Source organism: Brevundimonas denitrificans, from assembly GCF_030160755.1.
GTDB lineage: Bacteria > Pseudomonadota > Alphaproteobacteria > Caulobacterales > Caulobacteraceae > Brevundimonas > Brevundimonas denitrificans.
The window spans coordinates 40,240-66,363 of the sequence record NZ_BSOY01000001.1 but is presented as its reverse complement, the minus strand read 5'-3'; the positions used below and the strand labels follow the sequence as shown (position 1 = coordinate 66,363).

Sequence of the window (26,124 nt, the reverse complement as noted above, 5' to 3'; positions counted from 1 at the left end):
TCCGGGAGCCTTCATCCGCGGTCGTGCATTCTCCCTGCCATCGACCAACCTCGATGAAATGGAGAGAGCCATGTCGAAGATCATGAACACCACCCTGGCCACCGCCGCCGCCCTGGCCGCGCTGGTTACGGCGGTCCCGACCGTCTCGATGGCCCAGCAGGCCAACGGCGTCACCAACTGCGATGCCCCCGGCGGACGCCAACGCGCCGGCGCCGTGATCGGCGGCGTGCTCGGCGCCCTGGCCGGCAGCCAGGTGTCGGACAATGAACGCACCCTCGGCGCCGTGGTCGGCGCGGGCGCCGGCGCAGCCGCCGGTTCCTACATCGGCTGCAACCAGCAACGGGCCCGCGCCACCAGCGCCAGTTCGGGCGGCGCCTATCGCGCCACCTCGAACCTGCGCATCCGCTCGGGTCCCGGCACCAACTATCGCCAGTCCGGCACACTGCGCGCCGGCCAGCCCTTCAGCGCCATCGGTTCGCAGGGCGAATGGGTCCAGATCGCCGGCGGGGGCTGGGTCAACGCCCGCTACGTCGCCGCCAACTAGGCGCGTCGCACCACCGCGAAATGAAGAGGCCGCTCCGGAAGGGGCGGTCTTTTCTTTGGCGCATCGCTCTCTGCCTGACCGCGGCCGAGGCCTATTGGCTGACCCAGAGGATTCGGCCTATCCAGACGATGTCGCCCCGGTGCACCGTGCGCGGCGGATAGGCCGGATTGACCGAGACGAGGGTGACAACCCCCGCCGTCAGGGCCGCGACCTCCTTCGCCAGGGTCTCGCCGCCTGTGGTGCGCACCACCACCCGGTCGCCCTTGCGAACCTCGGTCGCCTCCCGGTCGACGATGACCCGGTCGCCCTCGCGATACAGCGGGGCCATGGAGTCGCCGACGATGCGCAGGCTCAGCAAACTGTCCCTGGGGCGGGGCAGGTCGGTCTGTTCCCAGCCGTCGCCGACCGGCAGGCCTGCATCGTCGAAGAAGCCGTTCTGTCCCGCCTGGGCCATGCCCAGCATGGGCACGGTCGAGGGCCGTTCCGCCGCATCCCGGGCCAGGGCCGCGAACTCGCCGAGCGACAGGCCCGTCGCCGACAGGATCCGGATCAGGCTTTCCGTCGAGGGCCATCGTGGCCGCGCCGGCTCGCCCGGCCCGAACCGTTTGGACGGGTTGAAACTGGTGGCGTCCAGACCGGCCCGTTTGGCCAGGGCCGAGACGCTGAGCCCCTCCTGCCGGGCGAGTGCATCGATCGCCTTCCAGAGCTGGGCATGGGACAGGGGCATGGGGTTCGCCGCGGCCGGAGGGCCGATTCAGCGGCAGTCTAGGAATAAAAGCCTGAGAGCTCAACGCCCCTGGATCATTCCAGGCCAGCAGCCTGTCGTTCGCGCCAAGCCTGGAACGTGCCGATGGCGATGACCAGAAGGATGCCGTAGCTCGACACGTTGATCACCGCATAGAAGGCCATGAGAGGCGGGCGGATATCGACGAAGGTCAGAAGGTGGCTCATGACAATCAGGGACTGCAGGCCTGAAGCCCAGACCGGCCAGGCCCGCCTGGATTTCCAGGCCAGCGCCGCATAGACGCAAAGCAGCACGATATCCGTGGCGGTAAGCCCCCAGGAGACGCCGCCTCCGCCGCCGTCGTCCTGCATCAGCAAGCTGGCGAACCAGGCCAGCACATAGGCGCCGCCGCCGACCCGCTCTGGTTCGTCGCCCTTCAGAAAGGCGAACGCGATGACCACGACTGTGATCGCGGCCCCGATCTGGGTCTGCAGGGTGTCAAACAATCGCTTCGTCTCTCGCTGACGGCTTCGATCAGGCAGACCGGCCTACTTGAGTCCGGCCGCGCGGCGTTCCTGCCATGCCCAGAAGGTGCCGACGGCGAGCGCGATAAGAAGGCCGTAGTTGGACATGTTGTTGACGGTGGCGAGGGCGTGGCCCGGCGGGCGCAGCTCAGCCAGCACAAGGATGTGGCCGGTGACGATCAGGCTCTGGAAGGCAGAGGCCCAGACCAGCCAGCCCCGGCGGCTGTGCCAGGCGAGACCGCAGAGAACGGCCAGCAAGAGGACGTCGAGGCTCATCAGTCCCCATCGCGTACCACCGGTGTGGCGGCTGATCGGGACGACCATTCCGACCAGAATGACCAGTCCGAAAGCTGCGCTTGCGAGGCGTTCGGGCTCGTCGCCCTTCGTGAAGGCGAAGATCACAACGAGTATCGCAATCGCGGCGCCTACCTGTGAATAGATAGTCTCAAGCACAGAATCGCCCCCACGGCCAATCAGCGTGGAGGCGATAATGCCTGAAGCCAGCAGCCGGGGAAATGACCGGTCGCTGACATTACCTCGAATTATACAGCGCGGAGGAGGCGCTCGCCCGTGGTCGGCGGCTTCTCGGGCTTGTCCTCGAACGGACCGGCGAAGGCACCGAAGCCCAGACGGCGGTGATCCTTCGCCAGTTGTTCGTGGCAGGCGACCATGGCCTGACGGGCGACGCCGAGGCTGGCGATGGCCTCGAGAGCCTTGGCCTGCGCTTCAGCGCCGGCGACGGCCGAAACGTTCAGGCTGGCGCGCGAGGCGATCATCGACTGCACCAAGGTGGTGGCGCGAGCGATGGCGGCGTCGAGCGCTTGCTCGGACGCGTACAGATCGTCAGCGACGCTGGCGATGATTTCCGTCCTGGTCATGAATGGCTCCCACTGAAACTAGTGAACAACCCGTTAACATATCGCCGCCTCGCCTGGTAGTGATTTGTTCACCATGTCCGGCCCGATCCCGGCGCCGTCGCCGCCTCCACCGCCGATCGGCGGGCCGTCGCCCGGCTTGTCCATCGGCCCGACGGCCAGGGCTTCCAGCCCCAGCTTGCGGGCGAGGGCTGTCAGGGTGTTGTGGGTCTGGACGATGTGGGCCCGCGCGTCCGCCAGGGCGCTAATGGTGGCCGCCGTTCCTGCAAATGCTCGCTGGCCCGTCACGGCGGACACCCACGCGTCGGCCCGCGCTGCGGGCAGGGCCGCCGCCAGGGTCGCGGTTTCGATCAGGGCCTGGTCGATCGCGGTTTCGGCGGCGTAGAGGCGGGCGGCTAGAGCTTCACCAACGGATAGTCTGGTCATGTTGATCCTCTCCGTGACCTCGCGTCACGGAGAAATACCAGCATAGGCTGCGCTCAAAAACAACTAAAGGTCGTCTTCGGCCATCAGGAAATGCGCGGTGAGGGCGGCGATGGGCTGCGCCTCGTCGTCCTGCCAGGCCTCGGCCAGAACGTGGGCCACGGTGCGTCCGGCCTTGCTGATCCGCGCGCGGGCATGGACGTCGACCGGGCGACCCGAGCGTAGATAGGCCACGGTGACATTGATCGGTCTCGGCAGCCGCAACCGGGGATACAGCGCGGCGACCTGGGCGACGGCCGTCAGCTCGAGCAAGGCGGCGGTCGATCCGCCGTGCAGGGCCGGCAGGATCGGGTTGCCGATCAGCTTCTGGTCGAACGGCATGGTGACGGTCAGGATCTGCCCCTCGCTCGCGGTCGTCAGGCCCAGAAACCGGGCGTAGGGCAGGCGGTCCAGCAGGTCGCTCATCGACCCGCCTCCGGGGCGATCCTGAGATTGGCGCCGAGCCCACGGCTGCGGCTCGAGGACAGCATATAGGCGCTCTGGGCCGCGGCGACGGGGTCGTCGGGACTGTCCTCGAAGGCCCAGGCCCGAACGAAGGCGACCGACCGGGTCAGGTGGTAGCAGCGCGCCTCCGCGACCAGATCGCGCCGCGCCTCGGCCGCCCGCATATAGTCGACGCGCAGATCCAGCGTCGCGATCGATTCGAAACGCCCGAGGGCGATCCACACCGCCAGCCCCCCGACATGATCCAGCAGGGTGGTGACCAGACCGCCCGACAGCACGCCGGTGTCCGGATCGCCGACAAGGTCCTCGCGCCATGGCGCACGGATTCGGACCCGATCGCCGTCGACACTGTCATAGACGAAGCCCAGCGCATGAGTATGGGCCGCGCCGGCGGCCAGCTGGGGAAGAAGGTCGAGGATCGGAGACTGCATCGTCCGCTTCTCGGTCCGTCGGGACAGGAGCGCAAGGGCGCCCCGTCCTCAACGGGAGCTTCAGGCCGCCGAGCGACCCTTGCGCTGGCGCTCCGGAGCGATCTCGACGTCGGCGGCCGCAGCGGCCTGTTCCAGCGCGAGGTTCATGGCCATGCGCAGCCGTTCCGGCTTGATCGGCTTCTCGACGACGGCGGCCATGCCGATGGTGAGATATTTCTTCGCATCATCGGGATCGGCGTTGGCGGTCAGGGCGACGATGGGGATGTCGCGCGCCGGGCCGGGCAGGGCGCGGATCGCCTGGGTCGCCTGGACGCCGTCCATGCGCGGCATCTTGATGTCCATCAGGATCAGGTCGAAGCGGCGCTCCTGCACGGCCTCAAGGGCTTCGACGCCGTCCTCCGCAGTTTCGGAGGTGCAGCCGAACATCTCGCACAGGGCCTGGGCCACCACGCGGTTGGTGGCGTTGTCGTCGACGATCAGAATATGGGGATTGCGCGCGAGATCGCCGTCGCCGCCAAGGCTCTCGACATTGGAGGTCGCGGCGGCCTCGACCTGGGTCCGTTCGACGTCCAGGTCGAAGGCGAAGGTCGCGCCGCGGCCCGGATTGTTCTCGGCCCAGATGCGGCCGCCCATCCGGTCGATGATCTGGCGGCAGATGGCCAGGCCGAGACCCGCGCCGTCCTGACCCGAGCCGTGCACGAAGGGCTCGAAGATCGCGTCGATGCGATCGGCGTCGATACCGGCGCCGTCGTCGCGGACACGGGCTTCCAGGCGGATGCGGTCGCCGTCGGCGACGGCTTTCAGACCGGCCTCGACCACGCCGTTGCGAGCGAAGTTGAGCGCGTTGCCGATCAGGTTGTTGAACAGCTGGGTCACCCGCGCGCCATCGACTACGGCGGCCAGTTCGGTGTCGCCCTCATAGCTCACCATCAGGGTCACATTGTCCTGGGAGGCCCGGGGAGCCCAGGCCGCCTGGACGTCGTCCATCAGGGCGCGCAGGGGCGTGGCCGTCGGATGGAGCTCCAGTTCGCCGGCTTCGGCGCGTGACAGGTCAAGGGCGTCCTGGAGAATGCGCAGCAGGGTCTCGGACGACTCCACGATGGTGTTGATGTGAGCGTGGGACTGGGCGTTCAGAGGCTGGCGGCGAAGCAGTTCAGCCACCGCCAGCACGCCGTTCATCGGCGTGCGCAGCTCATGACTCATGATGGTCAGGAACTGGCTCTTCGAGCGGGCCGAGGCGAGGGCCTGGGTCCGGGTGTCGGTCAGGATGCGGGCCTGTTCCGCCAGCTCGAGGTTCTGTTGACGCTGGAGCTCGTTGACGGCCTGCAGCAGGGAGCCGGCCGTGCCGACGCCATGATAGAGCCCCTCGCGGGTGACGATGAAGCCCCGCATCAGGGCGGCCGGACCGCCTTTCAGCAGGATGTCGCAGAAGGTGTCGATGTTGACGCCGGCCTCGACCACCGCCGGTTCCGGATCCATGACATGCAGGATCGGACGGTTGGCGTACTGGGCGTGGCCGAAGGCGCTGGCGATTTTCAGCAGGAAGGCATTGCGTTCGACCAGACCCACGGGCCGTCCGTTCTCGACGACCGGGATCACCAAAGTGTCGGGTTCGCGCTCGAAGCGCGAGAAGACGTCGCTCCCCTGCGTCTGGGGCGACACCGCCTCGGCGCGTTCGGTCAGGACTTCGATGGTCGGCATGTCGGCCGTTACTCCACTCGGACCGATGAACATTGGACCGAAACCGTTTGCCGAAGGGTTAAGGGCGGGAATCGCCATTTTTGAGCCGCTTTTGCTCTGCCTGCGGGGCTGGTGTAGAAGGCCGCCCCGCCATCCAGCGGCCCATCCCCCTTGTCCATGCGCGCGGCCGACCGGCCGACCGCAGGTTTGTCATGAGCGATTCCCTGCCCACACCCGCCAAATCGGCTCTCGTCCTGTTCTCGGGCGGACAGGACAGCGCGACCTGTCTGGCCTGGGCGCTGGAGCGGTACGCTCGCGTTGAGACGGTCGGTTTCGACTATGGTCAGCGCCATGCCGTCGAGATGGAGGCCCGGCTGGCGGTTCGCGAGGGCATGGCGGCGGTGCTGCCGCAATGGGCCGGCCGCCTTGGGCCGGATTACGTCGTCGATCTGACCGGGTACGGGAGGATCGCGGACAGCGCCCTGACTGCAGACCGGGCCATCGAAATGGACGCCCGGGGTCTGCCGACCACCTTCGTGCCCGGGCGCAATCTGGTCTTCCTGACCTGCGCCGCCGCCCTGGCCGACCGCCGGGGCCTGGATGTGCTGGTCGGGGGCATGTGCGAGACCGACTATTCCGGTTACCCCGACTGCCGCCGGGATACGATCGAGGCCATGGCCACGGCGCTCAGCCTCGGGCTGGACAAGCCGGTCGTCATCGACACCCCGCTGATGGCCCTGACCAAGGCCGAAACCTGGGCGCTCGCCGACCGCATCGGCGGCCCGGCCCTGGTCGATCTGATCGTCGAGGCGTCGCACACCTGCTATCGCGGCGACCGGACGCATCGCCACCCCTGGGGCTATGGCTGTGACAACTGCCCGGCCTGCGAACTGCGCGCCGCGGGCCATGCCGAATGGGTCGCCGCATGACCTATTCAGCCAAGGAGGTCTTCCTGACGGTGCAGGGCGAAGGGGGGCAGGCCGGACGGCCCGCGGTCTTCCTGCGTTTCGCCGGCTGCAACCTGTGGAACGGGCTGGAGCGCGATCGCGCGACCGCGGTCTGCAGCTTCTGCGACACCGATTTCGTCGGCGTGGACGGCGATGGCGGCGGCAAGTTCACGACCGCCGACGCCCTCGCGGATCACGTCGCGGCGATGTGGCGGGGGCGGGCAGGGGACCCGAAGCTGGTGGTCTGCACCGGCGGCGAGCCGCTGCTGCAGCTGGACGCGCCGCTGATCGACGCCCTGCACGCGCGCGGCTTCGAGATCGCCATCGAATCCAACGGCACGCTGGCGGCGCCCGAGGGGATCGACTGGATCTGCATCAGTCCCAAGGCCGATGCGCCGGTGCTCCAGACCTCCGGGCAGGAACTCAAACTGGTCTTTCCCCAGTCCTCGGCCATGCCGGACCGGTTCGAACACCTGCCGTTCGAGCGCTTCTGGCTTCAGCCCATGGACGGCCCCGACCAGGCGGCCAATACGGCGGCGGCCCTCGACTATTGCCTGACCCACCCGAAATGGCGGCTCAGCGTCCAGACCCACAAATACATCGGCGTAAGATGAGTGTTTTCGAGATCACCAAGGCCGCCACCTTCGATGCGGCCCATCATTTCCCCAGCGAGCCGGAGGGCAGTCCCTACCGCCGCATCCACGGCCATTCGTTCCAGGTCGAGGCCACGGTGCGCAGCGAGGTTCTGGACGCGGCCCACGGCTGGGTCGCCGATCTCGGCGCGCTCGACCGTGCTCTCAAGGCCGCGGCCGAGGCGCTGGATCACGGCATGCTCAATGAGCACGCGGGACTGGAACTGCCTTCGCTGGAGCACCTCTGTCTGTGGTTCGCCGACCGGCTGAAGCCGGAATGGCCGGGGTTGAGCCGGATCACCGTGTCCCGCCCGACCATCCACGAACGCTGCGTCCTGACCCTGTGACTGCCGTTCGCCCGTACAGGGACGGCGACGCCGGGGCGCTGGCGGCTGTGTTCGAGCGGGCGGTGCGCGCCATCGCCGGGCGGGATTACAGTCCCGCCCAGATCGAGGCCTGGATCGGCGCGGAGCCGCGCGAAGCTCGCTTTCGCGAGAAGATGGCCGACGGCCGTCGCTGCTGGGTCACCGTGGATGAGGCCGGCCGCGTGACCGCCTTCGTCGATCTGGAGACCAACGGGCACATCGACTTCCTGTTCGCTGATCCCGCCGCGGCGGGTCGTGGCGTGGCGACGGCCTTGCTGGACGTGCTCGAACAGGCCGCGCGGGACGACGGCCTCTCGAGGCTCCACGTCGAGGCCAGCGAGCCCGCGCGGCGCTTCTTCCTCAAGCGCGGCTATTCGGTCGTGCGGCGGCGGGATTTCGATATCGGAGGCGTTCCGATCCACAACTACGCCATGGAGCGACGGCTCCAAGGAAACGCTGGACCGACATCTGAGCCCTGATGGATTGCGTCCATCAAGGCCGATTTCGGTCTAGCAGTCGCGGCCCTGCCGCTGGCGCTGTTCGCAGCGGCGCTGATCGCGTTCGTGAGCCCGCTGTTCGCGTTCGCGCCTGGCCCGGGTCTCCTCGTCGGAAGTGGTGACCGCATCGACGCCCGCGCCCACCACCGCTCCGGTGGCCTGCGCCGCCCCCCCGACGATCGCGCCCGCCGTGCCCACCACGGCGCCCACGAGACAGCCCTGAAGCATCAGGCTCGCGCCGAGGACGACGACGAGGCTCCCGCCGGCTTTGATGGTCTTGTTCATGACGCCTTCTCCCGATGGGGCAGGGTTAACCGGCAATGGTGAACGCACTCTGACCGCCGGACCAGGCGGGATCGGGGCTGCGGAAGGCTGGTGGGCGGCGAGGGGTTCGAACCCCCGACCCCCTCGGTGTAAACGAGGTGCTCTGACCAGCTGAGCTAGCCGCCCGTCCGCATGAAACCCGCAGGTTTCCCGTAGTCTAGAACCGGAAGCTGGCTCGCAGGAACAGCATGTAGCGGATGTAGTCCTCAATCATCTCGGCGTCGGCGTTGATGGACAGCATGCCCAGTTCGTTGCCGATGTTCAGCCGGAAGCCGAGGATCGGTCCGCCGCCTTCGATCGAGCCGCCATCGAGCGTGAAGTCGGGACCGCCCGAGCGGAAGCGGGCGATGGTCTCGCCCGGATCGACCGAGATGTTCTGGCGCCAACCCACGCGGACTTCCGGACGCAGCCAGCTGTTCTCGCCCATCGACATGCCGAGATTGACGGCCGCGGTCGCCGAGAACAGATGACCGTCCCGGTCATCGATCTCGAGGTCGAAGCCGTCGCCGCCGCCGGTCTCGACGTGGCCTTCCTCGCTGAGCGAGAAGAACTCGGCATAGGCTTCCGGCCGGATGCTGAAACGCCCGAAATCGCGCTGGTAGGAGACGCCGCCGGCCGCCGCGAGGGAGAAGCCGGACCAATCCGATTCATTGGACAGGTTCAGACCGGCGCCGACGAAGCGGCGCTCGGATTCAAAGGTCGCATAGCCGGCCGCGGCCCGGGCCCAGGTCGTCCAGTACTGGCCCTGGGCGCGCCAGTAGAGGCCCAGCTCCAGCAGGCTGGCCGACAGCACTTCCTCGGCCTCGGACTCGGGATCCTCAAGGTCGGACGAGGTGAAGGCCAGCGACAGACCCACCGCGCCGAGGCCCGAGCCGCGCTCGATGCCGCCGGCGACCCCGAACCCTTCCGAACGGAAGCCGTAGGTGTCGGTCTTGTCCTTGTCGGCGTAGAAATTGATTTCCTGAACCCAGGCGCTGGTTTCGCCGGGGGCCGCCGAGGCGTTGCGGCCCGTCAGCGCGCGGGTCACCGCGTCCACGCCCGAGGACAGCGAGAGCAGGGGGCCGCCGGCATGGTCCGGCAGCAGCTGCTCATACAGGTTGATGAAATCCTCGCGCCCGGTCTGGGCCAGGAAGACGTTGCGGATATCTTCCGCGCCGGCGCCGCCGAGGGTCGAATAGAAGGAATCAAACATCGCCGCCTCGACGGCGATCATGTCGGCCTCAGCAGCGGTGCGTCGGCGCACATCGACGAAGACCTCGCCCGCCGGGACATTGGCGCCGGCCGCGACCATGTAGAGATAGGGGGAGTTTTCCTCGATCGAATCCAGGTCGAGGACCCCGAAATTCAATGTCGCGGCGTCGATCAGGGTGAAGCGTTCGGGGGCCGCCAGCAGCGAGGTGAAGCGGACGCCGAGGCCCGCGCCGTTGGCGAGGGTCGCGGTCCCGGCGACATTGAAGCCGCCCGAGGCGCTGTTCGCCGGGTCGATCGTGATGATCAGATCGCCGTCCGCGCCCACGTTGAGGGTGGTCACATCGAGCGGGGCCGTGTGCCGGGCGTCGAGGATGCCGTTGCTCACATTGATGGTCAGGTCGCCGCCGACGTCGGACAGGGCGCTGCGCACGATGCCGCCGCCCGTGATCGAAAGCGTGTCCGCTCCGGCCCCGAAGTCGATGTCTCCAAAGACAACGCCGTTGCGGATATCGACCGTGTCCGCGCCGGAGCCCAGCAGGATGTCGCCGACCAGGATCGGTTCGATGCTGTCCGGCACGCCGTCGCCGTCGGTGTCGGGATCCAGCGTCGTAGGCGCCGTCAGGATGCCGGTCTGCAGGACCGTGACGCCCGTGGTGTTCGCGCTGACATTGATCGCGGTCGTGGTTCCGGTAACGGGATCGCCCGCCTCGTTCGCGCTGAGGGTCGCCTGCAGCGAACGGGTGTTGGTGATCGAGGTCAGCGTGCCGCTGAGATCGTTGATGGCGGTGACCGTCGCCGCCCCGCCGCCCGCCGAGGCGAGAATGGAGCCGTTGTTGTTGATGCTGGTGAGCGAGGCGCCGGCGTCGATCTGGATCGCTGTCGCATTGGCGGCGATCTCGCTGGCGACGCCCGCCGAGATGGCGCCGGCATTGTAGAACTGAGGCGTGGCGGCGCCGACTCCGAAGCGGAAGGTCGTGGCGTTGGCCTGGCTCGCCAGGGCGGCGACCGTGCCTTCGTTGCGGACCCCGCCGTTGATGGTCACCGACTGGCCCGGATTGCCCCCGAACACGACCGCGTTGGCGGCGATGGCGTCATACACGCCCCGACCCGTGATCGTGCCCCGGTTGATGAAGCCGTAGGCGTTCGCATCCGTCCCGACGACGCCGAGGGTGACCGATTGCGTGGTCGAGCCGACCAGGATCGCCGGCGCGGCCCCGAAGCTGTTGATCGAACCGGTGCCCTCGGTCGAGTCGGCGATCCCGTCGGCGTCCTCATCCGTATTGGTCGTGCTGGCGTCCACAGGGGCGCGATCCACCACAACGCCGCCGGCGACATTGCCCGCGATGATGACGGCCGGGCCGCCCTGCAGCTTGTCCTCGGCGTCGAGCTTGGCCTCGAAGGCGTCGTTGCCCAGGCTGGTGTAGCGATAGCCGGTGGCGTTGATTTCGCCCTGAAGCGTCAGCCGCCCCCCGACGTCGCCGCCGATCGAAACGGCGGAGGTGTTCATGCCGCGCGCGGACACCGTACCCAGGAGGGTGACGTTGCCGGTCACCGCGCCCTGGGTCCGGATGGCGACGGAGTTGTCGCCGAACACCCGGATGTTGCCCTGGGACTGGAGGTTGCCGATCAGTCCGGATTCGATCGAGATGGCGTAGGAATTGTTGCCGTCCACGCCGATGGAGCCGAGGGAGCTGACCAGCAGGTCCCCCGTGACCGGCGCGCCGGCGGCGTAGCGGATGCCGTAACGGCCCGAACCCGTGGCCCACGGACCGTCGATATCGCCGTCATTGTCAGCGTCCGTATAGGTCTCGATGGTGTCGACGATGGAGATGGTGCCGCCGATGGTGACGTCGGAGGTGACCCCCGCATTGACCAGCACCGCCGTGGCCCCGTCGGCGGCCGGCGACATGGTGATCGAGCCGGTGCCGTCCATGGAGAAGTCGTGGTTGGAATCCACCGTGACGGCCGTGCCCGAGACCAGGGAAATGCCGCCGCCGCTGGAGATCCGGATATGGTCCGCCGTGCCGGTTCCAGTCGCGTTCGACGTCGTGATCGGCGTCGTCCGGACCGTCGTGAGCACGACCTCGGCCATGGCGCCGGTAGCCGCCATCAGGGGAGCGATCGCAACCGCGGTCGCGAGTAGAATACGCATTCGGTAGAAACCCCTGTGGACGACACACGCCAGAGACGCCGGCGATCCTCTAACAGGGACCGTGCCAGCCTGCCTCAAGTTTCTCGAATTTGAGGCGAATGCAAGGCCGAACGCGCAGGCGGGACGCGTTCGGCAAGCGCGGCTATTGTCAATATCGCAATCAAAGTGATATCATTTTCATATCGACTTTGGGAGGGAACGATGACCCACGAACATTCACGATCCACAGAACGCCCCGCCAGCACCGCGAACGGCATCCTGATGCTGCTGATCGGACTTCTGTTGCTCATCGCCGGGCCCGCAAGCGTCGCCCAGGATCCCGATTCGGTCCTGCGCGTGGTCGCGGGGATCGGCGCCGCCGTTGTCGGTCTGCTGCTGGTGTGCGGTCTCTATTCGCTCCAGACGAACGAGGGCATGGCCATCATGCTGTTTGGCGACTACCGCGGCACCGATCGCAAGACCGGACTGCGCTGGGTCCTGCCCTGGTACAGCCGCAAGAAGATCTCCCTGCGGGTCCGCAACCTGACCAGCGACAAGCTGAAGGTGAACGACAAGCGCGGCAGTCCGATCGAGATCGCCGCAAACGTCGTCTGGCGGGTGCAGGATTCGGCCCAGGCCCTGTTCGACGTCGACGACTACCAGGCGTTCGTGAACATCCAGGTGGACACGGCGCTGCGCGATATCGCCTCCCACTACGCCTATGATCACGGCGACGAGACCGATGTGCCCGAACTGACCCTGCGCGCCGACGCCGAGGACGTCGCCGGCCGTCTGCGCGAGGAACTGGTGGGGCGGGTCAGCGTTGCGGGCGTGGCCATTGACGAAGCCCGCCTGGCCCACCTCGCCTATGCCCCGGAGATCGCCGGCGCCATGCTGAAGCGTCAGCAGGCCGAGGCCGTGCTCTCGGCGCGCCGCCTGATCGTCAAGGGCGCCGTGGGCATGGTCGAGAGCGCCCTGGCCGATCTCAATGAGCGCGGCGTCGTCGATCTCGACGAGGATCGCAAGGCGGCCATGGTCTCCAACCTGCTGGTGGTGCTGTGCGCCGACCGCGAGGCCCAGCCGGTCGTCAACACGGGCACCCTTTACGGCTGACATGGCCCGGCCCAGAAAACCCTTTCTGATGCGCGCCTCATCCGGGGTGATGGCGGCGGTCGAGCGATTGGCCGCCGCCGAGCTGCGCTCGGTCAACGCCCAGGTCGAATGCCTGCTGCGCGAAGCCCTGGCCCGGCGCGGGATTTCACCTTCGGAAGACGGTCCGCCGACGGACAGCGCTTGAGCTTCGCCGTCGTCGGCGCTACGGGCCGCCCATGGTGAAGTCGCATATGTCAAAGGTCCGCAAGGCCCGTCGCATCCAGAGACGGGTCCGGCGCGGCGGGGCCTCCAGTATCAGCGCCGCCGAGCGCGAGCTCATGTCCCTGGCGGGGCTTGAGGTGCAGGAAGGCGAATTGCGCCTGTTTCCCGGCTGGGACGAGGAGGTCTCCGAGACCCTCGCCGCGACCAAGGCCGCCGGCGAAGATGGCCGCCCCCGCCTGGTCGACACCACCATGCTCTATGCGCCCCGCTCGGGCGGGGTGAAGCGCTACCTGCTGTCCAAAAAGGCCTGGCTGGAGGCCAATCGCCCCGGCGTGGCCCATTCGCTGGTCGTGCCCGGCGCCCACCACAAGGCCGGCGAGGACGGCATCGTCCAGCTCCACGCGACAAAGCTGCCCTTCGGCGACGGTTACCGCTGGCCCACCTCGGTACGCCGCTGGGGCGCCTGGGTCGCCTCGCTGAACCCGTCGATCATCGAGGCCGGCGATCCCTATACGCCGGGGCAGGGGGCCCTGGAGGCCGGCCAGCGTGCCGGCTGTCCCGTCGTCGGCTTCTGTCACTCCGACCCGGCCGGCCTCGCCGCCCTGCATTTCGGCGAATGGGCCAAGAAGCCGGTCGAAAAGCGCTGGGCCCGGCTGTTCGGCCAGTTCGACCGCGTCGTCTCGCCCAGCCGCTACATCGCCCGCCGCCTTGAAGAGGCGGGCGTGGGCAACATCATCATCCGACCGCTGGGCGTGGAGATCGACACCTTCCGCCCGGATCGCGGCGACCGCGACTGGCTGCTGAAAAAGCTGGGCCTGCCCGCCTCCGCCCGGCTGCTCTGCTTCGCCGGCCGTCCGGCCCGGGAAAAGAACATCGACGTCCTGATCCAGGCCGTGCAGGCCCTCGGCGACCCCTATCATCTGGTGCTCGTCGGCGCCGGCGCCGGCATGCCGGCCGAGGAGCGGGTCATCTCCCTGCCGTATGAGGCCAATCCCAAGGCCGTGGCGAAGATCATCGCCAGCTGCGACGCCTTCGTTCACGCCAATGACAAGGAGCCGTTCGGCCTGATCGTGCTGGAGGCCATGGCCTGCGGCCGCCCGGTCGTCGGCGTCAACGCCGGCGGGGTGAAGGAGACGGTCGACGACACCGTCGGGCAACTCGCGAAGAGCGCCGACCCGCGCCACTATGCGGCGGCGGTCGAGGCGCTGTTCGCGCGCGACATCGAGGCCCTGGGCGTCGCCGCCCGCGCCCGCACGGTCGAACGCTTCGCCTGGGACCGTGTGTTCGAGGATCTCAGCTCCGTCTACGCCGAGGTCAGCGGCGAACCCGCCTTCGCCCTGCCGGGAGAGGGGAAGGCGCACTGACGAGGAGATTCCCGGCGGGCCTCGCCCCGCCTCTCGACAGCCGGGCTCCGCACGGTCAATCTCGAGCAAAATCGGGGATCTGAGACCATGTTACGCCTGCTGCTCGCCGCCGCCCTGTCGCTGCTGACGGCGACGTCCGCCATGGCCCAGACCGTCTATCTGGTCCGCCACGCCGAGAAGGCCGACGCCAGCGCCGATCCGGTGCTGTCCGAGGCAGGGGAGGCCCGCGCCGCCGCCCTCGCGACCGCTCTCGCTGACGTCCATCCGGATCACATCTTCACCAGCCCGCTGCAGCGCACGCGGCTGACGGCCGGGCCGACGGCGGACTTCCACTCCGTGCCGGTCGAGCCCGTCGGTTTCGACGGCGGGACGCCCGCCCATGTCGCCGCGATCGCCGAGCGCGTCCGCGGGCTGCCGGACGACGCCGTCGTCCTGATTGTCGGCCACAGCAACACCGTGCCGCTGATCGCCCGCGCGCTCGGCTACGCCGAGGCCGCCGATATGCCGGACTGCGAATACGACCGCATGACGATGCTCCACCTGATGAACGGCATGGCCCACAGCCGGGTCACCCGTTACGGCGCGCCATCGACCTGCGGCTAGAATATATCCGGGTAATATTGACGAGCAGGTTTTGCCCGGGTAAATCGCGGCCGTCGGGCATGGAATGATCCTGCGCGGCCGCAGGACGATCCAGATGCAGCATGACCTGACGCAGGGTTCCATCAGCCAGCGGCTTCTCGGCATGGCGGCCTTCATTGGCCTCGGCCTGCTGTTCCAGACCCTCTATTTCCTGATCGACCTGTATTTCGTGGGTTCGGTCGGGCCGGACGCGCTCGCCGGGGTCGGGTTGGCCGGGGTGGTCTTCTTCCTGGTTATGGCGGCCGCGCAGATGGTGTCCGTTGGGTCGCTCTCGCTGATCGCCCGCGCCATCGGCGCGAAGGATTTCAGTCAGGTGGACGGCGTCTACCGCCAGTCGATGCTGTTGTCGGTCGGGCTGTTCCTGCTCACCCTGGCGCTCGGGTACGGGCTCGGCGGTCTGGCGATTGACGCGCTCGCCGCCGATCCCGGCACGGCCGGTCAGGGCCGGGCCTATCTGTACGGGTTTCTGCCGGCGCTCGCCCTGATGTTCCCCACCGGCGCCATGGGCGCGGCCCTGCGGGCGGCCGGCGTCGTGCGGCCGACGATGTTGATCCAGACCGCCACGGTCCTGCTGAACGCCGTCCTCGCCCCCGTGCTGATCGCCGGCTGGGGTTCCGGCGCGCCGCTCGGCGCCTTCGGGGCCGGACTGGCCAGTTCGGTGGCCGCGGTCGCGGGGCTCCTCGGCTCCGTCTGGCTGTTCGGGCGGGTGCAGACCCTGATGTCGGCGCCCTTGCGCCTCGACCGGCCCAGCCCCGCCGTGCTCTCGCGGATCGTCGGCATCGGCCTGCCGTCGGCGATCGAGTTTCTGCTGATGTTCCTGACCATGGGCGTGGTCTATTCCGTGATCCGCAATTTCGGCAGCGAGGCCCAGGCCGGCTTCGGGGTGGGGTCGCGCGTCATGCAGGCCGTCTTCCTGCCGGCCATGGCCATCTCTTTCGCCGTCGCTCCGGTCGCGGGCCAGAATTTCGGCGCGGGCCTGCCCGACCGCGTCCGCCGGACGGTTCGGGACGCCGCCCTGATGAGCTCGGCCCTGATGGCCTGCCTGACAGCGCTCTGCCTGTGGGAGGCCGACCTGCTTGTGGCGCCGTTCGCTCCCGACCCGGCGGTGGCCGAGGTCGCGGCGACCTATCTGCGCATCGTCTCGCTGAACTTCATCGGAACGGGGCTGATCTTCACGGCCTCGGGCGCTTTCCAGGCGCTGGGCGACACCCGTCCGGCCCTGGTCGGCGGCGTGTTGCGCCTGATCGTCTTCACCTCGGCCGCTTTCTGGATCTCGGCCCAGCCCTGGGCGAAGCTCGAACACCTTTGGTGGGCCTCCGCCGCCTCGGCCCTGCTGCAGGCCGTCGTGGCGCTGCTGTTCCTGCGGGACCAACTGAAGCGGAAGCTGGCGGGCCTGGCGCCGAAGGCAGGGACGCTGGCGGGCGCCTGAGCGCCACGGTCCGTCCTCGGGAGCGCGCCACGGCGATGCATGTCATTGGCCGCTGATGCGTCGTCTCAGGCGGACTTCTGCGGAAGACCATCCGCGATGTCGTAGTAGTCGCCCTTGTCCGCCACGAAGATGTGCACGCCCAGATGCGTCTGGGTCGGCGTGTCGAAGGCGCCCATGGCGACGCCGATCCAGTCCCGGAACACCGGGTCCCAGAACAGGGAAGAGCCGCACGTGGCGCAGAAGCCCCGGCGCACCTTCTCCGAGGATTGGTGCCAGGCGACACGGTCTTCGCCTTGCACGGTCAGTGACGCCTTCGGTACGTCGGTCGAGGCGAAGACATGGCCCGAATGCTTCCGGCACTTCTGACAGTGGCAGGCGTCGGGTGCGGCGAGTTCGCCTGATACCTCGAAGGTGACGGCGCCGCAGAGGCAGGATCCGCTGTGCATCTTCGATCTCCCCCGTCAGGCAGGTCTCACACGTCCAGATCGGCGACCGCGAACTGCGCATTGTCCTGAATGAACTGGAACCGCGCCTCGGCCTTCTTCCCCATCAGCCGTTCGACCAGATCCTCGATCTCCTCCTCGGAGGCCGGGACCGTGACTCGCGCCAGAGTGCGCTTCTTCGGGTCCATGGTGGTCTCCTTCAGCTGGGAGGCCATCATCTCGCCCAGACCCTTGAACCGCCCGATCTCGACCTTCTTGCCCTTGAACACCGTGGCCAGCAGCTCGTCGCGGTGGGCGTCGTCGCGGGCGTATTCGCTCAGGGGCCCGGCGCTGATCCGGTAGAGGGGCGGCAGGGCCATGAACAGCCGGCCCTGACGGATGGTCTCGGGCATCGACCGGTAGAAGAAGGTGATCAGCAGGGCCGCGATATGGGCGCCGTCCACGTCGGCGTCGGTCATGATGACGATGCGCTCGTAACGCAGGTCGTCGATGTTGAACCGGCTGCCGGGCTGCACGCCCAGCGCCAGGGCCAGGTCCGACAGTTCGATATTGGCGCGCAGCTTGTCGGCCGTGGCGGAGGCGACGTTCAGGATCTTGCCGCGCAGGGGCAGGATGGCCTGGGTGGTGCGGTCCCGCGCCTGTTTGGCAGAGCCGCCGGCCGAGTCCCCCTCGACGATGAACAGCTCGGTGCCGTTGGCCGACTGGCGCGAACAGTCCGACAGCTTGCCGGGCAGGCGCAGTTTGCGCGTCGCCTGGGCCCGCTGGACCTCCTTGTCCTTGCGCCGCTTCAGCCGGTCCTCGGCCCGCTCGATGACGAAGCCCAGCAGGGTGTTGGCCTGTTTCGGGCTCTCGGTCAGCCAGTGGTCCAGCGGATCGCGCATCAGCTGTTCGACCAGTCGCTGGGCGTCGGGGGAGGAGAGGCGGTCCTTGGTCTGGCCCTGGAACTCGGGATTGCGCACGAACACGCTGATCAGCGCCCCGGCGTTGGCGATGACGTCCTCGGCGGTGATCAGTCCCGCGCGCTTCTCATTGGTCAGCTCGCCATAGGCCTTGAGGCCCTTCACCAGCGCCGCCCGGAACCCCGCCTCATGCGTGCCGCCGTCCGGCGTCGAGACGGTGTTGCAGTAGGAGGAGACGAAGCCGTCGGCCTCGCCGAAGCCGATCGGGCTCCAGGTCACGGCCCATTCGACCGCGCCGGCCTCGCCCTTGCGCTCGACCCGCCCCGCGAAGGCGGGCGTCACGGTCTCGAGCTCGCCGATCCGTTCGGACAGGGCGTCGGCCAGGCCGTTGGGGAAGTGGAACACCGCCTCGGTCGGGGTGTGGTCGGTGATCCGCTCGGCGGCGCAGGTCCAGCGGATCTCGACGCCGCGGAACAGATAGGCCTTGGACCGCGCCATGCGGAACAGCCGAGCCGGCTTGAAGGCGGCGCCCACGCCGAAGATCTCCTCGTCCGGCTTGAACCGGATCAGGGTGCCCTTCTTCTTCGACGGCTGAACCTGGGCGATCGGACCCAGCGGCAGGCCGCGGCTGAACGACTGCTTCCACTCATGGCCGTCGCGCCAGACGGTGACGTCCAGACGCTCGCTCAGGGCGTTGACGACCGAGACGCCGACGCCGTGCAAACCGCCAGACGTTTCATAGGCTTTTCCGGAAAATTTCCCGCCCGAGTGGAGGACGGTCATGACCACTTCCAGGGCCGACTTGCCCGGGTGCTTCGGGTGCGGGTCGACCGGAATGCCGCGGCCGTCGTCCTTGACCGACAGCCAGCCCTCGGCGTCGAGATCGACGGTGATCAGCTTCGCATGACGTGCCACGGCCTCGTCCATGGCGTTGTCGAGAACCTCGGCGAACAGATGGTGCAGGGCCCGCTCGTCGGTGCCGCCGATGTACATGCCGGGCCGTTTGCGCACCGGCTCCAGCCCCTCCAGCACCTCGATCGAGGAGGCGGAATAACTTCCGGCGAGGGGCGGGGCCGAGGGGGTGGCGGGCGCGGCCGGGCGCGCGGCCTCGGGCTCCGGCTTCGGGGCGGCCGCCTGCGGCGTCAGGGCCGGATCAGGGGCGGACGGCGCAGCCGCCGGCGCCGGGCCTTGCGGCTCGGGCAGGTCATCGAACAGGGAAGGCGCGGCGTTGGGACCCATACGGATACTGTGAAACGATTCGGGGACCGGTCTGGTAGGCCCGCCGGCGCTTCTCCACAAGCGGCGCGCGGGCTGGCGAGGGCGACGGCAGCATGGCCCGCGTCATCACCGCCATGAACAGGACCCAGGGCAGGCCCTGATGGGCCATCAGTATGCTCTCGGACAGGCTCAACACGAAGAAGGCGGCCAGGAAGCCCAACGCCCACCAGCCCTCGCGCACGCCCGACCCCATGCAGCGCAGCACGGCGATCAGGGCGGTTCCAGCCATCAGCGCGCCGACCAGAACCGCGCCCGGCCAGCCCAGCTGGACCAGCAGATCAATCCAGCCGTTGTGCGCCGACGGCACGATCCAGCCGGTCTCCTTGCGCACCCAGTCGGCGGGCGGCGACTCCCCGATCCGGCCCCAGAAGGCGCCGTAGCCGTAGCCGGTCCATGGCCGGTCGGCGACCTTGCGCATCAGGCTGTCCCAGATCTCGGTGCGGCCGGTCAGCGAGGGGTCCTTGCCCAGCGCCTCCAGCACCGCCACCGAATGGGTTTCCCAGACCCAGACGCCCAGGCCCGCCAGCACGACGGCGCACCAAATGGCGATCACCGAAAAGGCCGCGCCGCCGCGCCTCAAGGACCAGAATCCGCCGATCAGGCCGAGCCCCACCACCAGACAGAGCAGGGAGGTCTTGGACTGTGTCGCCAGCACCAGACCGCTGGACAGGACGAGCGCCACGGCCGGCAGCAGCCGGCGCGGATCGGGCGAGGCCAGGCAGGCGGCGGCGGCGGTCGCGCCGATCACCATCACCGCCCCCATCTGGTTCTTCTCGTACCAGAGGCCGCGCCACAGGCCGGCGTTGTCGAACTGGTGCACGCCGATGCCGGGAAAGGCGAAGACCATGACCAGACTGCCGACCGCCATGAACAGCGCCGTATGCATCAGCAGCCGCGGCAGATGCGGCCCCCGGAAGACGGCGCCCAGATAGAGGGCGAAACCGCAGCTGATCGCCAGGGCGATCACCCGGCGCATGGTGGTGGCGAAATCGATCGACCAGTAGCGCGAGGCGAAGGCCAGGCCGACCAGCGCCGCAATGGCGATCATCGCCGGCCACGCCCGCCACAGCCGGTCGATCCGGAACAACAAGAGCCCGATGATCGCCGCATAGGCCGGCAGCCAGACCAGCCGAAGCACCGGCGTCTCCTCCTGCAGCGGCGCGAACACCGGCCCGATCAGGGCCCCGGTCAGCATGGCGATGATCACGCCGCAGACGACCCGCTCTCCCAGGCTGGGGGCAGGCTCGGTCAGGACCTCGTCTGGACGGGATTCGCGCACAGGCGCAGGGTCGGGCGCCGGGCTTAACGAAGGGTTGGAATCCGCGTCATGCGACAGAGGAGCATGATGCGCCGTTGTCATCCCGGCTCGCCGGTTCGCGGCGCCGGCGACGGCGGTGCTGGTCGGGGCGGGGCGAGGGAGACTCTGGAACTGCACCGCCTTTCTCTTTCAACCATGAGGGGATAGGATTCACGCTGGCGCAATCGCGTCGGTTGCGGCACTGAATGCGGACAGGAGAGGGACGCAGTCATGACGAGAATTCTATCAGCAGGCGCTGTTGCTCTGGCGCTGACGTTCGGTCAGGCCTTGCCAGCCGCGGGCCAGGCCACCGCTCCGTCCGCCCAGTCCGCCGAGGTCGACGCCAAGGCCGCGCTGGTCCGGCGGTACTTTGCCGCCATCCAGTTCGACAAGCTGATGAACGGCATGATCGAAAGCATGCTTCAGAACATTCTGGCCGATCCCCGCATTCCGGCCGAAAAGCGCGAAGTGATCGAGGACGTCGCGCTCGAATCCTTTGCGGCTGTCATGCCCGGCTACATGGATCGCGTCGTGGCCGTCTATGCGGAAGAATTCACCCGTGAAGAACTCGAAGGCGTTGTGGAGTTTTACGAGAGTCCGGTCGGGCGCTCCCTGACGGCGCGATCGGTGATTCTCACTCGAAGAACAGGCGAGTTGATGAACTACTTCCAGCCTGCCTTTGAGGCTGACATGCAGCGACGTCTCTGCGACCGGATTGGTTGCGAACCGGACGTCGTTCCGACCTCAAAACGCTAGGCCTTTTCCACAAACGTATCGATCACCTTCTTCTCGCCGGCCTTCTCGAAGTCGATCAGCAGCTTGTTGCCCTCGATCGCCTTGACCGCGCCGTAGCCGAATTTCTGGTGGAACACGCGCTGGCCCAGCGACCAGTCGCCGCCCGACTTCGGGTCCGCCGTCGCCAGCAGCCGTCCGTCCCCCTCGATCAGCGTATGCCGCGCCGGCCTCGCCGCCGGCGCCCGCCCGGCCGTGAACGACTGCGCCCGTTTCCAGCCGGGGGAGGCGTAGCCGGCGCCGAAGGTCGGCATCTCGTCCCAGCGGGACTTGGCGTCCTTCATGCCGGGGGTGACGCCATAGTAGCCCGTGTCGCTCTCGGCCTCGACGTGGGCGATGGGCAGTTCGTCGACGAAGCGGCTGGGCAGTTGCGAGGTCCAGCGGCCGTAGACCAGCCGGTTGGCGGCGAAGCTGATGCGCGCGTCCGACTTGGCCCGGGTCACGCCGACATAGGCCAGGCGGCGTTCCTCCTCGAGGCCCTTTTCGCCCTTTTCGTCGATGCTGCGCTGGCTGGGGAAGACGCCTTCCTCCCAGCCCGGCAGGAAGACCAGCGGGAACTCCAGCCCCTTGGCCCCGTGCAGGGTCATGATCTGCACCGCATCGTCCGAGCCGCCGCGGTCCAGGTCCATCACCAGCGAGACATGCTCCAGATAGGCGGGCAGGGTCTCGAACGACTGCATCGACTGCGTCAGCTCCTTGAGGTTGTCGAGCCGCGTCTGGCCCGTCGCCCGGTCGGCCTTCTGCATGTCGGTGTAGCCGCTCTCCTCGAGCACGGTCTCGGTCAGCTCCCAGTGGGTCGTCGTCTGGGCGAAGGTCCGCCAGCGGTCGATGTCGCGGACGAAATTGGCCAGGGCCGTCCGCGTCCGCGCCTGCAGTTCGTCCGAGACGATCAGGTCGCGCACCGCGCTCATGGCCGAGACGCCGGACAGCCGGGCGATCTGCAGCACCTTCTGCACGCTGGTGTCGCCGATGCCGCGCTTGGGGACATTGACGATCCGCTCGAAGGCCAGGTCGTCGTCCTCGGACAGGATCAGCCGCAGATAGGCGTGGGCGTCGCGGATTTCGGCCCGTTCGAAGAAGCGCGGCCCGCCGATGACCACATAGGGCACTGCCAGCAGCACGAACCGCTCCTCGAAGGCCCGCATCTGGAACGAGGCGCGCACCAGCACCGCCATGTCCCTGTAGGGCGTGCCGGCGCGGCGCGCCGTCTCGATCTCGTCGGCCACCAGCCGGGCCTCGGCCTCGCCGTCCCAGACCCCGCGCACGCGAACCTTGTCGCCGCTCAGGTCCTCGGTCCAAAGCGTCTTGCCCAGCCGGTCCCGGTTGGCCGCGATCAGACCCGAGGCCGCACCCAGAATATGCTGCGTTGACCGGTAGTTACGCTCCAGTCGTACGACCTTGGCTCCGGGAAAGTCGCGCTCGAAGCGGAGGATGTTGTCGACCTCGGCCCCGCGCCAGCCATAGATCGACTGGTCGTCGTCCCCGACGCAGCAGACATTGCCGGTCGAGGACGTCAGCAGCCGCAGCCAAAGGTACTGGGCGACATTGGTGTCCTGATATTCGTCGACCAGGATGTAGCGGAACCGTCGCCGGTATTCGTCTGCAATATCCGCATGTTTCGATAGAATCGTCAGATTGTGCAGCAACAGGTCGCCGAAGTCGCAGGCGTTCAGACTGACCAGCCGCGCCTGATAGGCGGCGTAGAGCGCATGGCCCTTGCCGTTGGCGAAATCCTCCGACGGCGGGAGCTTTTCCGGCGTCCAGCCGCGGTTCTTCCAGTGGTCGATCAGGCCGTTCAGCGACTTGGGCGTCCAGCGCTTGGTGTCCAGTCCCTCGGCCTCCAGCACCTGTTTGCAGACCCGCTCCTGGTCGTCGGTGTCGAGGATGGTGAAGGTCGACCTCAGCCCGACCAGCTCGGCATGCCGTCTCAGGATCTGCGCCGCCACCGAGTGGAAGGTGCCCAGCCAGCGCAGGCCTTCGGCCGAGGGCCCGATCAGGTGGGTGATCCGCTCGCGCATCTCGCGCGCCGCCTTGTTGGTGAAGGTGACGACAAGCAGCTCCCACGGCCGCGCCCGTCCGGTCGCCAGGATGTGCGCCAGCCGCGTTGTCAGCACCCGGGTCTTGCCGGTCCCGGCGCCCGCCAGCACCAGCACGGGTCCGTCCACCGTCTCCACCGCTTCGCGCTGTTCGGGGTTCAGGCCCGCCAGATAGTCGGCGGCGGGCGCTTCGACCCCGCCGGGGCCGCGCGAGCGGGCGAGATCGGAGATGCGCGGGGCAGGGGCGTCGGGGAGACTCATCGGCGGAACATAAGGGGCACGAGCCCGGATGTCAGCGGCGGCGTGCGCATCCCCTCACGGAACCGTCAAGCCGGAACGTCGTTCCGCTTGCCGACAGGTTCAACGGGAGAGACTTCATGGCCGACAACATCAACAACACCAGCGGCGGCGGCAATACGGGCCTCGCCTTCATCATCGGCGGGATTGTCGTGGTGCTGGCCATTGTGGCCTATTTCGTCTTCGCCCGCGGCGGCGTGGCTCCGGAGGCCAAGGAGGTCAATGTCGACGTCAATCTGCCGGAAGTCTCGGCGCCCGCCGTCCCGACGGTGAACTGACCCATGACCGATCCCAACGCCCCCCCGCCCGAGCGGCCGGACGTCGTCCATCACACCACCATCAACAACCCGCCCCGCAGCGGCGGCGGCAGCTGGATCGCCCTGCTCCTGGGCGGACTGGTGGTGGTCGTCATCATCATCGCCGTGGTGGTCTTCTCGAACCGCGGCGGGATCGAAGCGCCCGACGGCACGGATGTCTCGGTCGATATCGACCTGCCGCGCCCGGAACTGCCCGATGCGCCGAAGCTGCCCGACCTGCCGGACGTTCAGCCGGTCGATCCGCCGGTCATGCCGCCCGAGCCGGCCCCGACGACCTGAGGCCTCAGCGCAGCTGGTAGCTGACCGTCGCGACCACCCGCACCCGCTTGTCGAGCGAGGTGGATTCGCTGTCGATGTCCTCGCGGGCGAGGATTTCAAACGAGCCCTGGGTCGCCTGGCGGATGGGGCCCAGCGGCGTGCCGGAATCCTTGGCGAACTGTTCGGCGCCCGACCGGGCGGAGGCGGTCGCCTCGGCGATCATCGCCGGCCGCACCTCGTTCAGCTTGGTGAAGACATAGGTCGGGGCGGCGAAATCGAGCTGCACGCCCTCGCGCACCAGATCGTTCAGCGCCCGCTCCGTCTGGGCGACGCGCTGGACGTCGGTGGTGCGCACCGTGACGCTCTGGGACAGGATGTAGCGGACGACATTGTCGGTCGAACCGTACTCCCGCGCCCGCGTGTCCGTGACCTGCAGCCGGCCGATGGTGACCGCCTCGGCCGGATAATCCTGCCGCGCCAGAAAGGCCCGCACCAGCGCCAGATCGTTGTCGATCTTCGCCTGGGCCGTCGGCAGATCGTCATTCGCCGCCTTGAAGCTGAGGTTCAGGACCGCGAGGTCCGCGACCACATTGCGCTCCGCCAGCCCGCGCACCGTCACCTGCCGGTTGCCGACCTGGGCGTTGACCACGCCGGAGCCGATGAAGGCCCCCGCGCCGATCAGTCCGATCGCGATCAGCCCCCCGAAGAGGGCCGGCGGAATCAGGGTCTTGTCGATCTTGTCTAACACGGCGGTCTTCCTTCTGGAAAACAGACCATGCGCCAACCCTGACGGGTGTCAATCGGTCGAATCCTGTTCGATGAAAGATCGGTCGCCGCCCGTCCAGGCCAGCGCCAGAAGGCGACAGGCCGAGGCCAGGGGCGTGCGCCCGCGACGCTCGTCGATCCGCTTCATCAGCCCGGCCTGCGACAGGCCGCCGGCCGCCGCGACGGCGTCAAGAACAGCCCAGAACTCCGCCTCCAGCGCCACGGAGGTGGCGTGGCCGGACAGGGAGACGGAGCGCTTCTTCAACATGGTCCGGACCATAGCCCCGGCATCCGTCCGATCGCCATGGGTGCGACGTGAACACCGTTCACTTGCGCGGGCTTCCGGGCTATTCTGTCGATAACCGCACAGGGCCCGTCCATGACCGCCACCGCCGATTTCGACAAGTTCGACCGTCTGCGACCGCAGCGCCTTGAACCGCTCAAGGCGTTCCGCGCCTTCCGCCGGCTGGTCCGGGACAAGGAAGACACGGCCCAGGTGTTCGAGATCATGCGGGCGCTGTCCGGGCGTTCCATCGGTCGTGGCTACAATCGGATGCTGAAGACCATGGAAGGCGGCCGGCAGGCCTTCCTGCGCGAGGAACTGGCGCACAAGCTCGACGATCCGGTCTGGCTGGCCCGGTTCGGGCCGGGGACGGTGGGCGCCGCCTATCGCGACTTCCGCGAGGCCCGCGGCTTCACCGCGAAGGGATTGGCCGACGAGGCCCGCAAGGTCGCGCCGCTGGTCGACGCCCAGCACCCGGTGATCTGGTATTCGCGTCGCATCCGCGACATCCACGACATCTGGCATGTCCTGACCGGCTACGGCACCGACGCGCTGGGCGAGGCCTGCGTGGTCTCCTTCTCCTACGCCCAGACCCGCAATCTCGGCTTCGCCTTCATCGGCTGGGGCGCGGCGCGCGAGATCCAGCGCGAGGTGCGCTCCATTCCCGCCCGCCGCGCGGTCTGGCAGGCGTACCGGAACGGCAAGGCCGCACGCTGGCTGCCCGCGCTGGACTATGAAGCCCTGTTCGAACAGCCGCTGGAGGCGGTCCGCGCGCGCCTCAACATTCGTCCGGCGGACGTCTACCAGGCCGTGCCGCCCGAGGTCCGCGCCGGGCTCAAATTACGAGGCTGACGACGGCTTTCGGACGGCATAAGCCCGGCTTGTGTCACTCTGGCGAAAACCCCGCTTGCCCCGTCT

At 68.2% G+C, this 26,124-nt stretch carries 30 protein-coding genes and 1 tRNA gene; 14 read left to right on the top strand and 17 right to left on the bottom strand.

From position 1 onward, the window contains the following. The first annotated feature begins 70 nt into the window (after positions 1-70). Positions 71-544, top strand: a complete 474-nt coding sequence (locus tag QQJ79_RS00435; RefSeq protein WP_284219936.1) for an SH3 domain-containing protein — start codon at positions 71-73, stop codon at positions 542-544. Between the two features lie 91 nt (positions 545-635). Here QQJ79_RS00435 and QQJ79_RS00430 read toward each other — a convergent pair whose 3' ends face one another. The 8 genes from QQJ79_RS00430 to QQJ79_RS00395 all read right to left on the bottom strand — a co-directional run bounded on the left by QQJ79_RS00430 (position 636) and on the right by QQJ79_RS00395 (position 5,726). Then, positions 636-1,271 (bottom strand): S24 family peptidase, encoded by a 636-nt coding sequence (locus QQJ79_RS00430; RefSeq protein WP_284219935.1) that lies wholly within the window; start codon positions 1,269-1,271, stop codon positions 636-638. 74 nt (positions 1,272-1,345) lie between these two features. Beyond that, complete coding sequence (locus tag QQJ79_RS00425; protein ID WP_284219934.1) at positions 1,346-1,774, bottom strand: hypothetical protein; 429 nt, start codon at positions 1,772-1,774, stop codon at positions 1,346-1,348. Between the two features lie 42 nt (positions 1,775-1,816). Then, positions 1,817-2,194, bottom strand: a complete 378-nt coding sequence (locus QQJ79_RS00420) for a hypothetical protein (protein ID WP_284219933.1) — start codon at positions 2,192-2,194, stop codon at positions 1,817-1,819. Between the two features lie 140 nt (positions 2,195-2,334). Continuing rightward, positions 2,335-2,670: a hypothetical protein gene (locus QQJ79_RS00415; protein ID WP_284219931.1), complete on the bottom strand. Its 336-nt coding sequence runs from the start codon at positions 2,668-2,670 to the stop codon at positions 2,335-2,337. A gap of 33 nt (positions 2,671-2,703) precedes the next feature. Then, on the bottom strand, positions 2,704-3,093 hold the full coding sequence (locus tag QQJ79_RS00410) for a hypothetical protein (RefSeq protein WP_284219930.1): 390 nt from the start codon (positions 3,091-3,093) through the stop codon (positions 2,704-2,706). A gap of 63 nt (positions 3,094-3,156) precedes the next feature. Next, positions 3,157-3,555: a PaaI family thioesterase gene (locus QQJ79_RS00405; RefSeq protein ID WP_284219929.1), complete on the bottom strand. Its 399-nt coding sequence runs from the start codon at positions 3,553-3,555 to the stop codon at positions 3,157-3,159. Then, positions 3,552-4,025, bottom strand: coding sequence for a PaaI family thioesterase (locus tag QQJ79_RS00400; RefSeq protein ID WP_284219927.1), 474 nt, complete (start codon positions 4,023-4,025; stop codon positions 3,552-3,554). Before QQJ79_RS00400 ends, QQJ79_RS00405 begins: the two co-directional genes overlap by 4 nt. Positions 4,026-4,085: 60 nt before the next feature. Then, positions 4,086-5,726 carry a response regulator gene (locus tag QQJ79_RS00395; RefSeq protein ID WP_284219925.1) on the bottom strand — a complete coding sequence of 547 codons (1,641 nt, stop codon included), beginning with the start codon at positions 5,724-5,726 and terminating at the stop codon, positions 4,086-4,088. Between the two features lie 191 nt (positions 5,727-5,917). Between QQJ79_RS00395 and queC the strand changes: the two genes are divergently transcribed. From queC to QQJ79_RS00375, 4 genes are read left to right on the top strand one after another with little or no spacing between them, the layout of a single operon-like run. Then, positions 5,918-6,634, top strand: a complete 717-nt coding sequence (gene queC / locus QQJ79_RS00390; RefSeq protein WP_284219924.1) for a 7-cyano-7-deazaguanine synthase QueC — start codon at positions 5,918-5,920, stop codon at positions 6,632-6,634. Beyond that, entirely contained in the window at positions 6,631-7,266 is a 636-nt protein-coding gene (gene queE, locus QQJ79_RS00385) for a 7-carboxy-7-deazaguanine synthase (protein ID WP_284219923.1), read from the top strand. Before queC ends, queE begins: the two co-directional genes overlap by 4 nt. Next, on the top strand, positions 7,263-7,631 hold the full coding sequence (locus QQJ79_RS00380; protein ID WP_284219921.1) for a 6-pyruvoyl trahydropterin synthase family protein: 369 nt from the start codon (positions 7,263-7,265) through the stop codon (positions 7,629-7,631). The genes queE and QQJ79_RS00380 overlap by 4 nt, the downstream gene beginning before the upstream one ends. Next, a complete protein-coding gene (locus QQJ79_RS00375) occupies positions 7,628-8,128 on the top strand; it encodes a GNAT family N-acetyltransferase (protein ID WP_284219920.1) in 501 nt (166 codons plus the stop codon). The genes QQJ79_RS00380 and QQJ79_RS00375 overlap by 4 nt, the downstream gene beginning before the upstream one ends. A 30-nt stretch (positions 8,129-8,158) precedes the next feature. On the opposite strand, the gene QQJ79_RS00370 is transcribed toward QQJ79_RS00375, so the two are convergent. The 3 genes from QQJ79_RS00370 to QQJ79_RS00360 all read right to left on the bottom strand — a co-directional run bounded on the left by QQJ79_RS00370 (position 8,159) and on the right by QQJ79_RS00360 (position 11,813). Then, positions 8,159-8,431: a hypothetical protein gene (locus QQJ79_RS00370; RefSeq protein WP_284219918.1), complete on the bottom strand. Its 273-nt coding sequence runs from the start codon at positions 8,429-8,431 to the stop codon at positions 8,159-8,161. An 88-nt stretch (positions 8,432-8,519) separates the two neighbouring features. Further along, positions 8,520-8,596: transfer RNA gene (locus QQJ79_RS00365), tRNA-Val, on the bottom strand. A gap of 31 nt (positions 8,597-8,627) precedes the next feature. Further along, the gene (locus tag QQJ79_RS00360; RefSeq protein WP_284219917.1) at positions 8,628-11,813 is read right to left on the bottom strand and encodes an autotransporter outer membrane beta-barrel domain-containing protein; all 3,186 of its coding nucleotides are present in this window, start codon (positions 11,811-11,813) and stop codon (positions 8,628-8,630) included. Between the two features lie 201 nt (positions 11,814-12,014). On the opposite strand from QQJ79_RS00360, the gene QQJ79_RS00355 reads away from it, so the two are divergent. The 5 genes from QQJ79_RS00355 (at position 12,015) to QQJ79_RS00335 (ending at position 16,541) form a co-directional block, all read left to right on the top strand. Next, a complete protein-coding gene (locus tag QQJ79_RS00355) occupies positions 12,015-12,905 on the top strand; it encodes an SPFH domain-containing protein (protein ID WP_284219915.1) in 891 nt (296 codons plus the stop codon). Between the two features lie 28 nt (positions 12,906-12,933). Then, positions 12,934-13,089 (top strand): type II toxin-antitoxin system antitoxin, encoded by a 156-nt coding sequence (locus QQJ79_RS00350; RefSeq protein ID WP_284219913.1) that lies wholly within the window; start codon positions 12,934-12,936, stop codon positions 13,087-13,089. Between the two features lie 133 nt (positions 13,090-13,222). Continuing rightward, entirely contained in the window at positions 13,223-14,470 is a 1,248-nt protein-coding gene (locus QQJ79_RS00345; protein ID WP_284220069.1) for a glycosyltransferase, read from the top strand. An 87-nt stretch (positions 14,471-14,557) separates the two neighbouring features. Continuing rightward, positions 14,558-15,073: a SixA phosphatase family protein gene (locus QQJ79_RS00340; protein ID WP_284219911.1), complete on the top strand. Its 516-nt coding sequence runs from the start codon at positions 14,558-14,560 to the stop codon at positions 15,071-15,073. 64 nt (positions 15,074-15,137) lie between these two features. After that, positions 15,138-16,541, top strand: coding sequence for an MATE family efflux transporter (locus QQJ79_RS00335; protein ID WP_284219909.1), 1,404 nt, complete (start codon positions 15,138-15,140; stop codon positions 16,539-16,541). 65 nt (positions 16,542-16,606) lie between these two features. Here QQJ79_RS00335 and QQJ79_RS00330 read toward each other — a convergent pair whose 3' ends face one another. Genes QQJ79_RS00330 through QQJ79_RS00320 form a run of 3 tightly spaced genes read right to left on the bottom strand, consistent with a single transcriptional unit; the run spans position 16,607 to position 20,440 of the window. Next, positions 16,607-16,987 carry a GFA family protein gene (locus QQJ79_RS00330; RefSeq protein WP_284219907.1) on the bottom strand — a complete coding sequence of 127 codons (381 nt, stop codon included), beginning with the start codon at positions 16,985-16,987 and terminating at the stop codon, positions 16,607-16,609. A gap of 26 nt (positions 16,988-17,013) precedes the next feature. Beyond that, positions 17,014-19,122: a DNA topoisomerase IV subunit B gene (gene parE, locus QQJ79_RS00325; RefSeq protein WP_284219905.1), complete on the bottom strand. Its 2,109-nt coding sequence runs from the start codon at positions 19,120-19,122 to the stop codon at positions 17,014-17,016. Beyond that, positions 19,088-20,440 carry an O-antigen ligase family protein gene (locus QQJ79_RS00320; protein ID WP_284219903.1) on the bottom strand — a complete coding sequence of 451 codons (1,353 nt, stop codon included), beginning with the start codon at positions 20,438-20,440 and terminating at the stop codon, positions 19,088-19,090. The genes parE and QQJ79_RS00320 overlap by 35 nt, the downstream gene beginning before the upstream one ends. A 249-nt stretch (positions 20,441-20,689) precedes the next feature. Between QQJ79_RS00320 and QQJ79_RS00315 the strand changes: the two genes are divergently transcribed. After that, a complete protein-coding gene (locus QQJ79_RS00315; protein WP_284219902.1) occupies positions 20,690-21,214 on the top strand; it encodes a DUF2059 domain-containing protein in 525 nt (174 codons plus the stop codon). Here the strand turns inward: QQJ79_RS00315 and QQJ79_RS00310 are convergent. Continuing rightward, positions 21,211-23,547, bottom strand: coding sequence for an ATP-dependent helicase (locus QQJ79_RS00310; protein WP_284219901.1), 2,337 nt, complete (start codon positions 23,545-23,547; stop codon positions 21,211-21,213). The two genes, QQJ79_RS00315 and QQJ79_RS00310, sit on opposite strands and share 4 nt — an antisense overlap. Before the next feature lie 116 nt (positions 23,548-23,663). On the opposite strand from QQJ79_RS00310, the gene QQJ79_RS00305 reads away from it, so the two are divergent. Further along, positions 23,664-23,861 carry a hypothetical protein gene (locus QQJ79_RS00305; RefSeq protein WP_284219900.1) on the top strand — a complete coding sequence of 66 codons (198 nt, stop codon included), beginning with the start codon at positions 23,664-23,666 and terminating at the stop codon, positions 23,859-23,861. 3 nt (positions 23,862-23,864) lie between these two features. Further along, complete coding sequence (locus QQJ79_RS00300; RefSeq protein WP_284219899.1) at positions 23,865-24,179, top strand: hypothetical protein; 315 nt, start codon at positions 23,865-23,867, stop codon at positions 24,177-24,179. A 4-nt stretch (positions 24,180-24,183) separates the two neighbouring features. On the opposite strand, the gene QQJ79_RS00295 is transcribed toward QQJ79_RS00300, so the two are convergent. Both QQJ79_RS00295 and QQJ79_RS00290 read right to left on the bottom strand, forming a co-directional pair. After that, positions 24,184-24,906: an SIMPL domain-containing protein gene (locus QQJ79_RS00295; RefSeq protein WP_284219897.1), complete on the bottom strand. Its 723-nt coding sequence runs from the start codon at positions 24,904-24,906 to the stop codon at positions 24,184-24,186. Positions 24,907-24,954: 48 nt separating this feature from the next. Continuing rightward, complete coding sequence (locus QQJ79_RS00290; RefSeq protein WP_284219896.1) at positions 24,955-25,191, bottom strand: ribbon-helix-helix domain-containing protein; 237 nt, start codon at positions 25,189-25,191, stop codon at positions 24,955-24,957. 111 nt (positions 25,192-25,302) lie between these two features. On the opposite strand from QQJ79_RS00290, the gene QQJ79_RS00285 reads away from it, so the two are divergent. Continuing rightward, positions 25,303-26,058: a Coq4 family protein gene (locus tag QQJ79_RS00285; protein WP_284219895.1), complete on the top strand. Its 756-nt coding sequence runs from the start codon at positions 25,303-25,305 to the stop codon at positions 26,056-26,058. Positions 26,059-26,124 lie beyond the last annotated feature (66 nt).

What these genes read in the sequence shown, in the direction of transcription:
- QQJ79_RS00435 (WP_284219936.1), top strand. Translation starts at nt 71, where the DNA reads ATGTCGAAGATCATGAACACCACCCTGGCCACCGCCGCCGCCCTGGCC.
- QQJ79_RS00430 (WP_284219935.1), bottom strand. Translation starts at nt 1,271, where the DNA reads ATGCCCCTGTCCCATGCCCAGCTCTGGAAGGCGATCGATGCACTCGCC.
- QQJ79_RS00415 (WP_284219931.1), bottom strand. Translation starts at nt 2,670, where the DNA reads ATGACCAGGACGGAAATCATCGCCAGCGTCGCTGACGATCTGTACGCG.
- QQJ79_RS00410 (WP_284219930.1), bottom strand. Translation starts at nt 3,093, where the DNA reads ATGACCAGACTATCCGTTGGTGAAGCTCTAGCCGCCCGCCTCTACGCC.
- QQJ79_RS00405 (WP_284219929.1), bottom strand. Translation starts at nt 3,555, where the DNA reads ATGAGCGACCTGCTGGACCGCCTGCCCTACGCCCGGTTTCTGGGCCTG.
- QQJ79_RS00400 (WP_284219927.1), bottom strand. Translation starts at nt 4,025, where the DNA reads ATGCAGTCTCCGATCCTCGACCTTCTTCCCCAGCTGGCCGCCGGCGCG.
- QQJ79_RS00395 (WP_284219925.1), bottom strand. Translation starts at nt 5,726, where the DNA reads ATGCCGACCATCGAAGTCCTGACCGAACGCGCCGAGGCGGTGTCGCCC.
- queC (WP_284219924.1), top strand. Translation starts at nt 5,918, where the DNA reads ATGAGCGATTCCCTGCCCACACCCGCCAAATCGGCTCTCGTCCTGTTC.
- queE (WP_284219923.1), top strand. Translation starts at nt 6,631, where the DNA reads ATGACCTATTCAGCCAAGGAGGTCTTCCTGACGGTGCAGGGCGAAGGG.
- QQJ79_RS00380 (WP_284219921.1), top strand. Translation starts at nt 7,263, where the DNA reads ATGAGTGTTTTCGAGATCACCAAGGCCGCCACCTTCGATGCGGCCCAT.
- QQJ79_RS00370 (WP_284219918.1), bottom strand. Translation starts at nt 8,431, where the DNA reads ATGAACAAGACCATCAAAGCCGGCGGGAGCCTCGTCGTCGTCCTCGGC.
- QQJ79_RS00360 (WP_284219917.1), bottom strand. Translation starts at nt 11,813, where the DNA reads ATGCGTATTCTACTCGCGACCGCGGTTGCGATCGCTCCCCTGATGGCG.
- QQJ79_RS00355 (WP_284219915.1), top strand. Translation starts at nt 12,015, where the DNA reads ATGACCCACGAACATTCACGATCCACAGAACGCCCCGCCAGCACCGCG.
- QQJ79_RS00350 (WP_284219913.1), top strand. Translation starts at nt 12,934, where the DNA reads ATGCGCGCCTCATCCGGGGTGATGGCGGCGGTCGAGCGATTGGCCGCC.
- QQJ79_RS00345 (WP_284220069.1), top strand. Translation starts at nt 13,223, where the DNA reads ATGTCCCTGGCGGGGCTTGAGGTGCAGGAAGGCGAATTGCGCCTGTTT.
- QQJ79_RS00340 (WP_284219911.1), top strand. Translation starts at nt 14,558, where the DNA reads ATGTTACGCCTGCTGCTCGCCGCCGCCCTGTCGCTGCTGACGGCGACG.
- QQJ79_RS00335 (WP_284219909.1), top strand. Translation starts at nt 15,138, where the DNA reads ATGATCCTGCGCGGCCGCAGGACGATCCAGATGCAGCATGACCTGACG.
- QQJ79_RS00330 (WP_284219907.1), bottom strand. Translation starts at nt 16,987, where the DNA reads ATGCACAGCGGATCCTGCCTCTGCGGCGCCGTCACCTTCGAGGTATCA.
- parE (WP_284219905.1), bottom strand. Translation starts at nt 19,122, where the DNA reads ATGGGTCCCAACGCCGCGCCTTCCCTGTTCGATGACCTGCCCGAGCCG.
- QQJ79_RS00315 (WP_284219902.1), top strand. Translation starts at nt 20,690, where the DNA reads ATGACGAGAATTCTATCAGCAGGCGCTGTTGCTCTGGCGCTGACGTTC.
- QQJ79_RS00310 (WP_284219901.1), bottom strand. Translation starts at nt 23,547, where the DNA reads ATGAGTCTCCCCGACGCCCCTGCCCCGCGCATCTCCGATCTCGCCCGC.
- QQJ79_RS00305 (WP_284219900.1), top strand. Translation starts at nt 23,664, where the DNA reads ATGGCCGACAACATCAACAACACCAGCGGCGGCGGCAATACGGGCCTC.
- QQJ79_RS00300 (WP_284219899.1), top strand. Translation starts at nt 23,865, where the DNA reads ATGACCGATCCCAACGCCCCCCCGCCCGAGCGGCCGGACGTCGTCCAT.
- QQJ79_RS00290 (WP_284219896.1), bottom strand. Translation starts at nt 25,191, where the DNA reads ATGTTGAAGAAGCGCTCCGTCTCCCTGTCCGGCCACGCCACCTCCGTG.
- QQJ79_RS00285 (WP_284219895.1), top strand. Translation starts at nt 25,303, where the DNA reads ATGACCGCCACCGCCGATTTCGACAAGTTCGACCGTCTGCGACCGCAG.